This window comes from Streptomyces sp. TLI_105, assembly GCF_900105415.1.
GTDB lineage: Bacteria > Actinomycetota > Actinomycetes > Streptomycetales > Streptomycetaceae > Streptomyces.
This window is the reverse complement of record NZ_FNSM01000001.1, coordinates 2442636-2457216: the sequence shown is the minus strand read 5'-3', so window position 1 is coordinate 2457216 and position 14581 is coordinate 2442636. Positions and strand designations below refer to the sequence as shown.

At 72.1% G+C, this 14581-nt stretch carries 17 protein-coding genes; 16 read left to right on the top strand and 1 reads right to left on the bottom strand.

All coding sequences use genetic code 11. The annotated features are described in order from the left end of the window. Window positions 1–94 precede the first annotated feature (94 nt). A complete protein-coding gene (gene ftsH / locus BLW86_RS11040) occupies window positions 95–2023 on the top strand; it encodes an ATP-dependent zinc metalloprotease FtsH (RefSeq protein ID WP_093873880.1) in 1929 nt (642 codons plus the stop codon). A 101-nt stretch (window positions 2024–2124) separates the two neighbouring features. On the opposite strand, the gene BLW86_RS11035 is transcribed toward ftsH, so the two are convergent. After that, a complete protein-coding gene (locus tag BLW86_RS11035; RefSeq protein WP_093873879.1) occupies window positions 2125–2850 on the bottom strand; it encodes a methyltransferase domain-containing protein in 726 nt (241 codons plus the stop codon). A 375-nt stretch (window positions 2851–3225) separates the two neighbouring features. Here BLW86_RS11035 and BLW86_RS11030 point away from each other — a divergent pair, with 375 nt between their 5' ends. The 15 genes from BLW86_RS11030 to dprA all read left to right on the top strand — a co-directional run bounded on the left by BLW86_RS11030 (window position 3226) and on the right by dprA (window position 14464). Then, entirely contained in the window at window positions 3226–3819 is a 594-nt protein-coding gene (locus tag BLW86_RS11030) for a hypothetical protein (protein ID WP_030690647.1), read from the top strand. Window positions 3820–3973: 154 nt separating this feature from the next. Next, window positions 3974–4417, top strand: a complete 444-nt coding sequence (gene rpsP / locus BLW86_RS11025; RefSeq protein WP_053644511.1) for a 30S ribosomal protein S16 — start codon at window positions 3974–3976, stop codon at window positions 4415–4417. 2 nt (window positions 4418–4419) lie between these two features. Continuing rightward, complete coding sequence (locus BLW86_RS11020; protein WP_020868149.1) at window positions 4420–4659, top strand: RNA-binding protein; 240 nt, start codon at window positions 4420–4422, stop codon at window positions 4657–4659. Between the two features lie 111 nt (window positions 4660–4770). Continuing rightward, window positions 4771–5337 carry a ribosome maturation factor RimM gene (gene rimM, locus BLW86_RS11015; protein WP_093873878.1) on the top strand — a complete coding sequence of 189 codons (567 nt, stop codon included), beginning with the start codon at window positions 4771–4773 and terminating at the stop codon, window positions 5335–5337. Then, window positions 5334–6155 carry a tRNA (guanosine(37)-N1)-methyltransferase TrmD gene (gene trmD / locus BLW86_RS11010; protein ID WP_030690643.1) on the top strand — a complete coding sequence of 274 codons (822 nt, stop codon included), beginning with the start codon at window positions 5334–5336 and terminating at the stop codon, window positions 6153–6155. The genes rimM and trmD overlap by 4 nt, the downstream gene beginning before the upstream one ends. 127 nt (window positions 6156–6282) lie before the next feature. Then, window positions 6283–6633, top strand: a complete 351-nt coding sequence (rplS, locus tag BLW86_RS11005; protein WP_093873877.1) for a 50S ribosomal protein L19 — start codon at window positions 6283–6285, stop codon at window positions 6631–6633. A 69-nt stretch (window positions 6634–6702) separates the two neighbouring features. Further along, entirely contained in the window at window positions 6703–7479 is a 777-nt protein-coding gene (gene lepB, locus BLW86_RS11000; protein ID WP_093873876.1) for a signal peptidase I, read from the top strand. Then, the gene (gene lepB / locus BLW86_RS10995) at window positions 7472–8485 is read left to right on the top strand and encodes a signal peptidase I (RefSeq protein WP_093873875.1); all 1014 of its coding nucleotides are present in this window, start codon (window positions 7472–7474) and stop codon (window positions 8483–8485) included. Before lepB (BLW86_RS11000) ends, lepB (BLW86_RS10995) begins: the two co-directional genes overlap by 8 nt. Next, window positions 8418–9353 (top strand): signal peptidase I, encoded by a 936-nt coding sequence (gene lepB, locus BLW86_RS10990; protein WP_093873874.1) that lies wholly within the window; start codon window positions 8418–8420, stop codon window positions 9351–9353. Before lepB (BLW86_RS10995) ends, lepB (BLW86_RS10990) begins: the two co-directional genes overlap by 68 nt. Before the next feature lie 74 nt (window positions 9354–9427). Next, the gene (gene lepB, locus BLW86_RS10985; RefSeq protein ID WP_093873873.1) at window positions 9428–10192 is read left to right on the top strand and encodes a signal peptidase I; all 765 of its coding nucleotides are present in this window, start codon (window positions 9428–9430) and stop codon (window positions 10190–10192) included. After that, entirely contained in the window at window positions 10189–10743 is a 555-nt protein-coding gene (locus BLW86_RS10980) for an NUDIX hydrolase (protein WP_256341280.1), read from the top strand. The genes lepB (BLW86_RS10985) and BLW86_RS10980 overlap by 4 nt, the downstream gene beginning before the upstream one ends. A 55-nt stretch (window positions 10744–10798) precedes the next feature. Next, a complete protein-coding gene (locus BLW86_RS10975; protein ID WP_005311352.1) occupies window positions 10799–11107 on the top strand; it encodes a DUF2469 domain-containing protein in 309 nt (102 codons plus the stop codon). 131 nt (window positions 11108–11238) lie between these two features. Then, entirely contained in the window at window positions 11239–11604 is a 366-nt protein-coding gene (locus BLW86_RS10970; RefSeq protein ID WP_093873872.1) for a YraN family protein, read from the top strand. Beyond that, window positions 11604–13217, top strand: coding sequence for a YifB family Mg chelatase-like AAA ATPase (locus BLW86_RS10965; protein ID WP_093873871.1), 1614 nt, complete (start codon window positions 11604–11606; stop codon window positions 13215–13217). The genes BLW86_RS10970 and BLW86_RS10965 overlap by 1 nt, the downstream gene beginning before the upstream one ends. Beyond that, on the top strand, window positions 13214–14464 hold the full coding sequence (dprA, locus tag BLW86_RS10960; RefSeq protein WP_093873870.1) for a DNA-processing protein DprA: 1251 nt from the start codon (window positions 13214–13216) through the stop codon (window positions 14462–14464). The genes BLW86_RS10965 and dprA overlap by 4 nt, the downstream gene beginning before the upstream one ends. The last annotated feature ends 117 nt before the right edge of the window (window positions 14465–14581 follow it).

The following is a 14581-nucleotide window of genomic DNA, read 5'->3' as shown; positions in this document are numbered from 1 at the left end:
CCCCGGGCCCCTTTTCATCCCTCCGGACTGCCCGCGATGCCCGAGTTGTCCCGCTCTTCGATACTGGGGCCACTGCCGCCCCGAGGAGAGCCACGTGGCCAACCCCGTACCCCCGCGCGACCGGACCGATCAGCCCTGGCGCTCGGAAGGGGCCCCGCCGCCCCCGTCGCCGAAGAAGAGGATGCCGGGAGGCTGGGGCAGCCTCATCCTCACCGCGCTCGTCGTGTACCTGATCGCCAACATCGTGCTGTCGTTCTTCAACGAGGGCGACGGGCCGACGATCTCGTACACCGAGTTCGACAAGCAGGTCGCCGCCGGGAACGTCACCAAGATCTACTCCAAGGGCGACGCGATCCAGGGGCAGCTGAAGAACAAGCAGCCCGTTCCCGACGGCGAGGGCGACTACACCAAGTTCCAGACCCAGCGGCCGGCCTTCGCCGACGACGACCTGTGGGCGCAGCTGACCAAGCAGAACGTCACCGTCACCGCCCGGCCCGTCGTCCAGGAGCGCAGCTTCCTCGCCAATCTCCTGATCTCGCTGGCGCCGATGCTGCTGCTCGTCGTGCTGTGGGTGTTCATCGCCCGCCGGATGCGCGCGGGCATGGGCGGAGCGGGTGGCATGCTCGGCCGCAAGCAGCCGCCGAAACCGGTCGAGCTGGAGGGCGGCAAGCGCACCACCTTCGAGGACGTCGCCGGCATCGACGAGGTCGAGGGCGAGCTCAACGACGTCGTCGACTTCCTGAAGAACCCGCAGGCCTACCGCGAGATGGGCGCCAAGATGCCCCGCGGTGTGCTCCTCGCGGGCCCTCCCGGCACCGGCAAGACCCTGCTGGCCCGGGCCGTCGCGGGCGAGGCCGGGGTGCCGTTCTTCTCGGCCTCCGCCTCCGAGTTCATCGAGATGATCGTGGGCGTCGGCGCCTCCCGCGTCCGCGAGCTGTTCGCCGAGGCCCGCAAGGTCGCCCCCGCGATCATCTTCATCGACGAGATCGACACCATCGGCCGGGCCCGGGGCGGTGGCGCCGGAATGGGCGGGCACGACGAGCGCGAGCAGACCCTCAACCAGATCCTCACCGAGATGGACGGCTTCACCGGCTCCGAGGGAGTCATCGTCCTCGCCGCCACCAACCGCGCCGACGTCCTCGACCCGGCCCTCACCCGGCCGGGCCGCTTCGACCGGATCGTCCACGTCAACCCGCCCGACCGGGGCGGCCGCGAGGCCATCCTGAAGATCCACACGCGGGAGATCCCGCTGGCCAAGGACGTCGACCTGGAGCACGTCGCCCGGACCACCCCCGGCATGACCGGCGCCGAGCTCGCCAACCTCGCCAACGAGGCCGCCCTCCTCGCGGTCAAGCGCGAGCAGAAGGCCGTCACCCGGTCCGATCTGTCCGACGCCCTGGAGAAGGTCCAGCTCGGCGCCGAGCGGCCCCTCGTGATGCCCCTGGAGGAGCGGCGCCGGACCGCGTACCACGAGAGCGGGCACGCCCTGCTCGGCATGCTCCAGCCCGGCGCCGACCCGGTCCGCAAGATCACCATCGTGCCGCGCGGCCGGGCCCTCGGTGTCACCCTGTCGACCCCCGACGCCGACAAGTACGCCTACACCGAGGACTACCTGCGCGGCCGGATCATCGGCGCCCTCGGCGGGATGGCGGCCGAAAAGGTCGTCTTCGGCGTCATCACCACCGGCGCCGAGAGCGACCTCGAACAGGTCACCAACATCGCCCGGGGCATGGCGGGCCGCTGGGGCATGAGCGAACGCGTCGGCCGCCTCACCGCCATCCCGAGCGACGCCCAGCAGGCGTACGGGCTCTCCGCCGCCCCCGCCACCCTCGACACCGTCGACGAGGAGATGCGCCGCATCGTCGACGAGTGCTACGAGAGCGCCGTACGACAGCTCCGCGAGCACCGCGACCGACTGGACGCCCTGGCCGAGGCGCTCCTGGCCAACGAGACCCTGGAGGAGGACGCGGCCTATCGCGCGGCGGGCATCGCGCGTCGGAGGGCGGGGGAGGAGTCGGTCTGAGGGGGGCGGGCCGGATCCTGGATCCGACATCCCCGGATCCTGGATCCGACATCCTGGATCCGACATCCTGGATCCGACATCCCGGATCCAGACCTGATGGACTACGGCACCCTGGCGACCACGTACCGGAAGACATTCGGCATCCACACCGTCCCGTCCGGGCGGACGTACGGGGCGAGTGCCTCCTCGATCTCCTTCTCCACCTGCGAGGGTTCCGTCGCACGGACGGCCTCGTCGAAGACGCCCGTCGACAGCAGCCCGCGCACCGCGCTGGCCCCGTCCGCGTATCCGAAGGGGCAGGCCACCCGGCCCGAGCCGGCCGGCCGCAGCCCCGCCCCGGCGACCAGCGCGTCCAGGTCGATCCCCGGCACGGGCCCGCGGTCCGCGAGCCTGGCCGCGACCCGCAGCACCGGCTCCGTGGCGCACCGCTCCGGCGGCCCCCAGTCGGCGAGGACGACGGCGGTGCCCGATTGGGCCGTACGGGTGAGCGCCCGGAGCTCGGGGAGGATCCCGTCCCTCACGTGGAAGGCCGTGATCACGTCGTACGGCAGGTCCTCCGGGGGTTCCTCCGTGACCGTGACGTCCTCCGGCAGCCGCTCCCTCGCCAGCTCCACGCGCGCGTGGTCCCGGTCCACGCCGGCGACCCGCGCTCCCCGCGCCGCGGCCATCAGGAGGGCCAGGCCGGAGCCGCAGCCCAGGCCGAGCAGCCGGGAACCCGCGCCCACGTCCAGGCGGTCGTACACCGCCTCGTAGAGCGGGACCAGCATCCGTTCCTGGATCTCGGCCCAGTCGCGCGCGGGGTGGTGCGGGACGAGCGTAGGTGTCATGGAAAAGCGCCCCAATCCGTACTCGGACGACAGCCCCCCGTAGCCAGGGAACTGCGCATCCCGGGCCGCGTCCAGTGGTCGCGCCGGACCATTCACCCGGGGGAGGGCGGTGCGCCGCCTTGCGTGGGGAGCCGGTAGTGTGCTCGCCACGGTTTCCCCGGGCCGCTCCGGCCCTTCAGGGGGCGCGCGGACCGCGGCCACGCGCGGGGCGTATGCGCTACTACGCACCGGCTTGACGTTCCCTGCGTGACTCCTCCGCAGATCGGGGCACTGGCCCCGCGTCGGGACACATCAAGGGAAACTGACGGGTACGTGCAAAATATTTGGGATGCCCCGGAATGGAACCCGGGGGCACTTCGGCTCGTTGTACGCGACGTGAGCACGACACCACCTGTTCTCGCCGCAGAGCTGGCACAGGCGTGGGCCGACATTCAGCGGCACCACCCCGAGCTGCCCGATCTTGCCGCGCCCGAGTCCCTGATCGGAGAGTCCTCGTCCGCCTGCGGCGCCGAACTCTCCTTCGAAAGACTGCTCCACGAGGCAGTCCACGGCATCGCCGCCGCCCGAGGTGTCCGCGACACCTCCCGCGCCGGCCGCTATCACAACCGCAGATTCCTCGCGATCGCCGAGGAGATGGGCCTCGACCATCCCGAGGAGCCGCACGCCAGCAGCGGCTTCTCCCTGGTCACGCTCAACCCCGAGGCCAGGCGCCGTTACCGGCCCACCATCGAGCGGCTCCAGCGCGCCCTCAAGGCGCACACGGTCGCCACGGCCGCCGACACCAAGCGCTCCTTCCGCGGACCGGCCGCCCGGCACGGCTCCTCGGGCGGCGGCGTGCGCGTCAAGGCCGTCTGCGACTGCGGACGGAACGTGCGCGTGGTGCCGTCGGTGCTGGCCCAGGCCCCGATCGTCTGCGGCGGCTGCGGCAAGCCCTTCCGCATCCCCGAGACAGTGGGCGCCGCCAACTGAGTCGGCGGCGTGTGGCACAATGGCTAGCTGTACTCGACAGTCGCACAGGACCCCTCTCTCCTCCGGCTGACGCGTCCATCGGGCATCCGAGTACCGCAACCCCACGTGGCATCTCAAGTGCCCAACCACGTCAAGACCAGGAGACACCACTCCAGTGGCAGTCAAGATCAAGCTCAAGCGCCTCGGTAAGATCCGCCAGCCGCACTACCGCATCGTCGTCGCCGACTCGCGCACCCGTCGTGACGGTCGCGCGATCGAGGAGATCGGCCTCTACCACCCGACGTACAACCCGTCGCGTATCGAGGTCGACTCCGAGCGTGCGCAGTACTGGCTGTCCGTCGGCGCCCAGCCGACCGAGCCGGTTCTCGCCATCCTGAAGCTCACCGGCGACTGGCAGAAGCACAAGGGTCTGCCGGCCCCCGAGAAGGCTCTGCTCGTCCCCGCCACGAAGGAGGCGAAGCGCGCCTCGTTCGACGAGTTCGCGAAGACCCTCGAGAGCGGCGACGACAAGGGTGAGGCCATCACCCCGAAGGCCAAGAAGGCCGACAAGAAGGCTGACGAGGCCGAGGCCGCGTCCACCGAGTCGACCGAGGCCTGATCATGCTCGAGGAGGCTCTCGAGCACCTCGTGAAGGGCATCGTCGACAACCCCGACGAGGTGCAGGTCGCCTCGCGCAACCTGCGCCGGGGCCGCGTGCTGGAGGTCCGGGTCCACCCCGACGACCTCGGCAAGGTGATCGGCCGCAACGGCCGCACCGCGCGTGCGCTGCGCACCGTCGTGGGCGCCATCGGCGGCCGGGGGATCCGCGTCGACCTCGTCGACGTGGACCAGGTCCGCTGAGCAGGTCGGCAGCATCACCTTAGTTGTGCCGGCACGGGCCGGGGAGGGCTGAAGAGCCCACCCCGGCCCGTTGTCGTACGTACGAGCTGTGTGACAGGAGAGTGTGGAGCAGTGCAGTTGGTAGTCGCGCGGATCGGCCGCGCCCACGGCATCAAGGGCGAGGTCACCGTCGAGGTGCGGACGGACGAGCCCGAGCTCAGGCTCGGCCCCGGTGCCGTACTCCTCACCGACCCGGCCTCCGCCGGGCCGCTGACCATCGAGACCGGCCGCGTCCACAGCGGCCGACTGTTGCTGCGCTTCGAGGGCGTCCGCGACCGCACCGCCGCCGAGGCCCTGCGCAACATCCTCCTCATCGCCGAGGTCGACCCCACGGAGATGCCCGAGGAGGAGGACGAGTACTACGACCACCAGCTGATCGACCTCGACGTCGTCCTCGCCGACGGCACCGAGATCGGCCGCATCACCGAGATCTCCCACCTGCCGTCCCAGGACCTCTTCATCGTCGAGCGCCCCGACGGCACCGAGCTGATGATCCCCTTCGTCGAGGAGATCGTCACCGAGATCGACCTGGAGGAGCAGCGGGCCGTGATCGACCCGCCGCCCGGCCTGATCGACGACCGCGCCGAGATCGTCTCCTCCCGCGACGACGGCGACGAGGCCGCCGAGGAGCAGGCATGAGGCTCGACGTCGTCACGATCTTCCCCGAGTACCTCGAACCGCTGAACGTCTCCCTCGTCGGCAAGGCACGCGCGCGTGGGCAGCTCGACGTCCATGTGCACCACCTGCGGGACTGGACCTACGACCGGCACAACACGGTCGACGACACCCCCTACGGCGGCGGCCCCGGCATGGTCATGAAGACCGAGCCCTGGGGCGACGCGCTCGACCAGACGCTCGCCGACGGCTACGAGGCCGGGGCGCACGGCCCGGTCCTCGTCGTCCCGACCCCCAGCGGCCGCCCCTTCACCCAGGAACTCGCCGTCGAGCTCTCCGAGCGGCCCTGGCTGATCTTCACGCCGGCCCGCTACGAGGGCATCGACCGCCGGGTCATGGACGAGTACGCGACCCGGATGCCGGTCTACGAGGTCTCCATCGGCGACTACGTCCTCGCCGGCGGCGAGGCGGCCGTCCTCGTCGTCACCGAGGCCGTCGCGCGCCTGCTGCCCGGCGTCCTCGGCAACGCCGAGTCCCACCGGGACGACTCCTTCGCCCCCGGCGCCATGGCCAACCTCCTGGAGGGCCCCGTCTACACCAAGCCCCCCGAGTGGCGCGGCCGGGCCATCCCCGACGTCCTCCTCAGCGGGCACCACGGCAAGATCGCCCGCTGGCGGCGCGACGAGGCCTTCCGGCGCACCGCGGCCAACCGGCCCGACCTCATCGAACGCTGCGACCCCGCCGCCTTCGACAAGAAGGACCGCGAGGTCCTCTCGATGATGGGGTGGGCGCCCGAGCCCGGCGGCCGATTTTGGCGCAAGGTCGAGGGCGTGGAAGAATAGGCCGCTGTCGTCCGTCCGGCGTGCGCCCCTGCCACAGGGGGAACGACGCCGCCGGAGACGTACGACGCCCCCAATCATTCGAACGTACCGCTGATGACCTGTGGCATCAGCGAGGAAAGAGACCTCCATGGCCTCCCTGCTCGACCAGGTCAACGCGGGCGCGCTCCGCTCCGACCTCCCCGCCTTCCGCCCCGGCGACACCGTGAACGTCCACGTGCGCGTCATCGAGGGCAACCGCTCCCGTATCCAGCAGTTCAAGGGCGTCGTCATCCGCCGCCAGGGTTCGGGCGTCAGCGAGACCTTCACGGTCCGCAAGGTCTCGTTCTCCGTCGGCGTCGAGCGCACCTTCCCGGTGAACAGCCCGATCTTCGAGAAGATCGAGCTCGTGACCCGCGGTGACGTCCGTCGCGCCAAGCTCTACTACCTGCGTGAGCTGCGCGGCAAGGCTGCCAAGATCAAGGAGAAGCGCGACCGCTGAGCCCCGGCTCCCGGCACGCCCCACGCTTCCGATTCCTCGCACAGACGGGCCGGATAGGCTCTGCCAGCGATGGACACCGAAGCACAGCACACGGAGCGCGATCCCTCTTCCGACACGGAGGAGGGGTCGCGCTCCGCGCGCGTTCCCGACGACTCCGGGCGCACCCCCTCCTGGCGGCGCACCGCCCTCGTGGGCGGCGCCTGCGTGGCCTTCCTGCTGCTCCTGAGCCACTTCGTCATCCAGCCGTTCCTGATTCCCAGCGGCTCCATGGAGCCGACGCTCCAGGTCGGCGACCGGATCCTCGTGAACAAGCTGGCGTACCGTTTCGGCAACGAGCCGGCCCGGGGTGACGTCGTCGTCTTCGACGGCACCGGCTCCTTCGTGGAGGAGCAGCCCCGGGGCAATCCGGTCACCGGACTCCTGCACGACGGGGCGGCCGCCCTCGGCCTCGCCGAGCCCGACGAGACCGACTTCGTGAAGCGGGTCGTCGGCACCGGCGGCGACCGGGTCGTCTGCTGCGACAAGGACGGCCGGCTCACCGTCAACGGCACCCCCGTCGAGGAGCGGTACGTGATGCTCGGCGACCGTCCCTCCAGCGTGCCCTTCGACATCGTCGTCCCGCCGGACAGGCTCTGGGTGATGGGCGACCACCGCAGCCAGTCCAGCGACTCCCGCGACCACCTCGGCAGCGCCGGCGGCGGCATGGTCCCCGTCGACAAGGTCGTCGGCCGCGCCGACTGGATCGCCTGGCCCTTCGGCCGCTGGTCCACCGTGCCCGGCACCGACGCCTTCGCCGCCGTACCGGCCCCGTCGGCCGACGGACACGGAGCGGGAGCCCATGGGTAGCCGGGGCCGTCCGCCCGGCGGGCCCGCCGCCGGACAGGGCGCGGCCCTGCCCGGACGGGCCGAGCGCCGCAGGCTCGCCCGCAAGGTCAAGCGGCGCCGGCAGCGCTCCGCGATCCGGGAGATCCCCGTCCTGATCACGGTGGCCGTGCTCATCGCGCTCGTCCTCAAGACCTTCCTGGTCCAGGCGTTCGTCATCCCCTCCGGCTCCATGGAGCAGACGATCCGGATCGACGACCGGGTCCTCGTCGACAAGCTCACGCCCTGGTTCGGCTCGCATCCCGAGCGCGGCGACGTCGTCGTCTTCAAGGACCCCGGCAACTGGCTCCAGCAGGAGGCCGCGCCGGCCGCCGACGACCCGATCGGCGTCAAGCAGGCCAAGCAGGCCCTGACCTTCATCGGCCTGCTGCCCTCGGCCGACGACCGGGACCTCATCAAACGGGTCGTCGCCGTCGGCGGCGACACCGTCCGCTGCTGCGGCGCGGACGGACGGATCAGCGTCAACGGCGTGCCGCTCGACGAGCCGTACCTGCATCCCGGGAACCCGCCGTCGAAGATCCCCTTCGAGGTGAAGGTCCCGCAGGGCCGCGTCTTCGTCATGGGCGACCACCGGTCCGACTCGGCCGACTCCCGCTTCCACCTCGACGAGAAGGACCACGGCACCGTCTCCGAGGAGCAGATCCTCGGGCGTGCCGTGGTGATCGCCTGGCCCTTCGGACACTGGCGCACGCTGGAGCAGCGGGAGACCTTCTCCGCCGTGCCGGACGGTGGAGCCGGTGCCGGGACCGCGTCAGGTCCGTCGCATAGTGTGTCCCCGCGCAATCTGAACGGATTGCCCGGGCTCCCGACCCCTGCGGAACTTCTGCTCGTTATGGGAGTGGTGGGCCTGTCCCTGACCCGGGACCGGCGTTCGCACGGACTGAGGAGTGGATGTGGGGGATTTGGCCGTCGGCGCACGATCCGGACACGATGGGCCCGAGGAGAGGGCCGACGGGGCCTTCGGCGATGACACGGCGGGTGGCGACGTGACGGGTGACGAGCAGGCGCAGCCGCCGGGTGGCGGTGCGCCGGGCGAGGGCGACGACGAAGCGGTCCGGGGGCCGGGCCGGCCCCCGAAGAAGCAGCGTTCCTTCTGGAAGGAGCTGCCCCTCCTCGTCGGCATCGCCCTGGTGCTCGCCCTGCTGATCAAGACCTTCCTGGTGCAGGCGTTCTCGATCCCCTCGGAATCGATGATGAACACCCTCCAGAAGGGCGACCGGGTGCTCGTCGACAAGCTGACCCCCTGGTTCGGCTCCGAGCCCGAGCGCGGCGAGGTCGTCGTCTTCCACGACCCGGGCGGCTGGCTGGAAAACCAGGAGACGCCCAAGCCGAACATCGTGCAGAAGTTCCTCAGCTTCATCGGCCTCATGCCCTCCGCCGAGGAGAAGGACCTCATCAAGCGCGTCATCGCGGTCGGCGGCGACACCGTCTCCTGCAAGGAGGGCGGCAAGGTCGTCCTCAACGGCGTGGCGCTGGACGAGAGCGCGTACCTCGCCCCCGGCGCGGTGCCCTGCCAGGACTCCTTCGGCCCGATCAAGGTCCCCAAGGACCGGATCTGGGTCATGGGCGACAACCGGCAGAACTCCCTGGACTCCCGCTTCCACCAGCAGCTCCCCGGCGGCGGCACCGTCTCGAACGACGAGGTCGTGGGCCGCGCCGTCGTGATCGCCTGGCCGGTCACCCGCTGGGCCACGCTCCCCGTGCCCGACGTCTTCGACCAGCCCGCGCTCAACAAGGCCATGGCCGCCGCCCCCGCCGGAGCGGCCGGTCTCGCCGGGGCGCTCCCGCTGGTGCTGTGGCGCCGGAAGAAGCAGGCCGCACGGCATACCGCCGAGTAGCGACCCGCGGGTAGGGTGCCGTCCCGGACCGTCGACAGACCTGCGGTCCGCCGACAGACCTACGGGGTGCGCACATGAGCGGAACCATACGGACCAAGGGCGGCCACGGCCGCCTCGGCAGCGTGCTGTCGGGGCTGGCCGTGGCCGTCGGCTGTGTGCTGTTCCTCGGCGGGTTCGTCTGGGGAGCCGTGCTCTACCAGCCGTACACCGTCCCCACCGACTCCATGACCCCGACCCTCGACGTCGGGTCCAAGATCCTCGCCCAGCGGATCGACGGCGACGAGGTGCGGCGCGGTGACGTCGTCGTCTTCACCGACCCCCTCTGGGGCTCCTCGCCCATGGTCAAGCGGGTCGCCGCCGTCGGCGGCGACACCGTCGCCTGCTGCGACCGGGACGGGCGGCTCACCGTGAACGGCGAGCCCGTCGACGAGCCGTACCTGCGGCCAGGACCCGGCGGCCGCACGGTCGCCTCGGGCCAGGATTTCTCCGTGAAGGTCCCCCCGGGCAACCTCTTCCTGCTCGGCGACGACCGGCACGTCTCGCTGGACTCCCGTACGCACATGGAGGAGGCCGGCCAGGGCTCCGTGCCCCGCTCCACGGTCGTCGGCAGGGTCGACGCCGTCGTCTGGCCCGCCAAGGGGCTCCTGGAGCCGCCCACGGGCTTCGCCGGCCTCCCGGGCGGCATCTCGCGGCCGGGCCCCTTCAAGGCGCTCCTCACGGCCGTCACGGCCGGCACCGCCCTGATCCTCGTGGGGGCGGCGTACGGGCCGGTGGCGCGCCGCCTGACCCGCCGGTCCGACGGGACGCGGCCGGGCGCACGCGAGAAGGTGGGGGCATGACGGACGCGGAGGCTTCGGGGCCGGGGCCTTCGGCGGGCCCGGAACCCGTACCGGAAGCGGGCTCCGGACGGCGGCGGGTCGCGCGCGTCGTCCTGCTCGACCCGGACGACCGCATCCTGCTCCTGCACGGCCACGAGCCCGACGACCCGGACGACGCCTGGTGGTTCACCCCCGGCGGCGGCGTGGAGGGCGACGAGACCCGGGAGGAGGCGGCGCTGCGCGAACTCGCGGAGGAGACCGGCATCACCGAGGTCGACCTCGGCCCCGTGCTCTGGAAGCGGTACTGCTCCTTCCCCTTCGACGGGCGCCGCTGGGACCAGGACGAGTGGTACTACCTGGCCCGCGTCCGCGGGACGGGGGCCGCCCCCCGGCCGCAGGCCCTCACGGAACTGGAGACCCGGAGTCTCGCGGGGCTGAGATGGTGGACCTCCGCCGAACTGTCGGCGGCCCGTGAGACGGTGTACCCGACCAGACTCGCCGAGCTGCTGCGCACGCTGCTCGACGAGGGACCTCCGGGTGCGCCGGTGGTTCTCGCCCCGGAAATCGTTTAGGGGCGCGTACGACTGGCGCACAATAGGGGGACGCACGGCTGAAGGGGAACATGCCATGAGCGCCGAGGACCTCGAGAAGTACGAGACCGAGATGGAGCTGAAGCTCTACCGGGAGTACCGCGACGTCGTCGGACTGTTCAAATACGTGATCGAGACCGAGCGACGTTTCTACCTCACCAATGACTACGAGATGCAGGTGCACTCGGTGCAGGGCGAGGTGTTCTTCGAGGTCAGCATGGCCGACGCCTGGGTCTGGGACATGTACAGGCCCGCCAGGTTCGTCAAGCAGGTCCGTGTCCTGACCTTCAAGGACGTGAACATCGAGGAGCTCAACAAGAGCGACCTCGAACTCCCCGGCAGCTGAGGCCGCACCCGCGCCTCACCGGCCGAAACCACCCTCAGGGGTGAACCGGTTCTCCACAGCCCCCGGCCCGTCCACAGCGCCGCACGCGGTCCGCCGCCCTCCGTCACAGTCGGTGACGGAGGTGGTACCGCATGAACAAGACCCAAGCCCTCGGACGGTACGGGGAGGAGCTGGCGACCCGCCGGCTCACCGCGACCGGCATGCACATCCTCGCCCGCAACTGGCGCTGCGGCCGGACCGGCGAGATCGACATCGTCGCCCGCGACGGCGACACCCTCGTCATCTGCGAGGTCAAGACCCGGCGCGACGGCCCCTACGAGCACCCGATGGCCGCCGTCACAGCCGACAAGGCCGAGCGGCTCCGCCGCCTCGCCGCCTGCTGGCTCGACCGCAACGACATCCCGGCCCCCGCCGGCGGCGTCCGCATCGACCTCGTCGGCATCGTCCTGCCGCGCAAGGGCGCCCCCGTCCTCACCCACGCCCAGGGGGTGGCCTGATGGGATTCGCCCGCACCTGCTCCGTCGCCCTCGTCGGCGTCGAAGGCGTCGTCGTCGAGGTCCAGGCCGACCTCGAACCCGGCGTCGCCGCCTTCACCCTCGTCGGCCTCCCCGACAAGAGCCTCAGCGAGAGCCGCGACCGGGTCCGCGCCGCCGTCGTCAACTCCGGCGCCGAATGGCCCCAGAAGAAGCTGACCGTCGGCCTCAGCCCGGCCTCCGTCCCCAAGGGCGGCAGCGGATTCGACTTGGCCGTCGCCGCAGCCGTCCTCGGTGCCGCCGAGCGGATCGACCCCCGGACCATCGCCGACCTCGTCCTCATCGGCGAACTCGGCCTCGACGGACGCGTCCGGCCCGTCCGGGGCATCCTGCCCGCCGTCCTCGCCGCCGCCGAAGCCGGATACAGCCAGGTCGTCGTCCCCGAACAGACCGCCGGCGAGGCCTCGCTCGTCCCCGGCGTCTCCGTCCTCGGCGTCCGCACCCTCCGCCAGCTGATCGCCGTCCTCACCGACGAACCCGTCCCCGACGAGGAAGCCGGCGAGGAAGGCCGGCCCGACGCCATGCTCGCCGGACTCCTCGTCCCCGGCGCCGGCATCGGCACCGGACTCGCCGCCGCGCCCACCGAAGGACCCGACCTCACCGACGTCGCCGGTCAGCACCGGGCCCGCCTCGCCCTGGAGGTCGCCGCGGCGGGCGGCCACCACCTGCTCCTCTCCGGCCCGCCGGGCGCGGGAAAGACCATGCTGGCCGAGCGCCTCCCCGGCATCCTGCCGCCCCTCACCCGACAGGAATCCCTGGAAGTCACCGCCGTCCACTCCGTCGCCGGCATCCTCCCGCCCGGCGAACCCCTCGTCCGCCGCGCCCCCTACTGCGCGCCCCACCACTCCGCCACCATGCAGTCCCTCGTCGGCGGCGGGAACGGTCTCCCCAGGCCCGGCGCCGTGTCCCTGGCCCATCGCGGCGTGCTGTTCCTGGACGAAGCCCCGGAGTTCTCCGGCAAGGCCCTCGACGCGCTCCGCCAGCCCCTCGAATCCGGACACGTCGTCATCGCCCGCGCCGCCGGCGTCGTCCGCCTCCCCGCCCGTTTCCTCCTCGCCCTCGCCGCCAACCCCTGCCCCTGCGGCCGGCACACGCTGTACGGCGCCGGATGCGAATGCCCCGCCTCCCTCGTCCGCCGCTACCAGGCACGGCTCTCCGGGCCCCTGCTCGACCGCGTCGACCTCCGGGTGGAAGTCGAACCCGTCACCCGCGCCGACCTGCTCGGACAGGGCGGCCGGGGCGAGACCACCGCCGTCGTCGCCGCCCGGGTCCACGAAGCCCGGACCAGGTCCGCCGCCCGCCTCGCCGGCACCCCCTGGAGGGTGAACAGCGAGATTCCCGGGCACGAGCTCCGCACCCGCTACCTCGCCGCACCCGGGGCCCTCGCCACCGCCGAGCGCGACGTCGAACGCGGACTGCTCACCGCCCGCGGCCTCGACCGGGTCCTCCGCGTCGCCTGGACCGTCGCCGACCTCGCCGGACACGACCGTCCCGACGGCCAGGACGTCGCCCTCGCCCTCGAACTGCGCACAGGCGTCGCCCGCGGCGTGCCCGTCGGAGCGGGGGAGCCCGCATGACCACCGACCCCACCCGCACGGCCCCGAGCGTTCCCACGGCTCCGAGCATCCGCACGGCCCCCACCGCCCTGACCGCTCCCACCGCCCCGACCGCCCCCACCGAAGAGCACCTGGCCCGTGCCACCCTCAGCCGCGCCGTCGAACCCGGCGACGAACACGCCGGCCGGTGGCTCCGCCGGTACGGCGCCACCGGCTTCCTCGACCGCCTGCTCCACGCCGGGGACGACACCTCCCCCTTCCCCGGCACCGGAGCCAAGCGCGTCGCCTCCTGGCGTCAACGCGCCACCGCCGCCCGCCCCGGCCACGACCTCGACACCGTCCACGGCCTCGACGGCCGCTTCCTCGTCCCCGGCGACCCCGAATGGCCACGTCAACTCGACGACCTCGGAGACGCCCGCCCCATCGGCCTCTGGGTCCGCGGCCCGGCCGACCTGCGCACCTGGGCGCTGCGCTCCGTCGCCCTCGTCGGCGCCCGCGCCTGCACCCCGTACGGCGCCCACACCGCCGCCGACCTCGCCGCCGACCTCAGCCGACAGGGCTGGGTCATCGTCTCCGGAGCCGCCTACGGCATCGACGGCGCCGCCCACCGGGGCGCCCTCGCCGCCGGCGGCGCCACCGTCGCCGTCCTCGCCTGCGGCGTCGACACCCCCTACCCCCGCGGCCACGACCGGCTCATCCGGCGCATCGCGGAACAAGGCCTCGTCGTCGGCGAGTTGCCGCCCGACAGCCATCCCACACCCAGCCGCTTCATCCTCCGCAACCGCGTCATCGCCGCCCTCACCCGGGGAACGGTCGTCGTCGAGGCCCAGCACCGCAGCGGCTCCCTCGTCACCGCCCGCGCCGCCGGGCGCCTCGGTCGCCACACCATGGGCGTCCCCGGCCCCGTCACCAGCGCACTCTCCGCCGGCGTCCACGAACTCCTGCGCGGCGACGCCACCCTCGTCACCGACGCCGACGAGATCGTCGAACTCGTCGGCGACATCGGCCAGCTCGCCCCCGCCCGCCGGGGCCCCGTCCTGCCCCGCGACCTCCTCGCCCCCGCCACCGCGCACGTCCTCGAAGCGGTCCCCGCCCGCGGCCCCACGCCCACCACCGTCATCGCCCGCCGCGCCGGAACCACCCCCGACGACACCCTCGCCAAGCTGTACGAACTCCACTCGCTCGGCTTCGTCGAGCGGCACGGGGAGGGATGGCGGTTGACGAACACCGCGACAGAAGCGTCGAACGCGCGGCGAGGCGGTCCTTGACCTGGAGCATTCGGGTGAAAGGGTGCTGGAGATGAACAACCGAGTTCTCTCGGCCGCGTCCGGGGGGTCGAAACGCGCCACGGCCCCGGTTCGAAGATGTGGCCGACGGCGTCCACC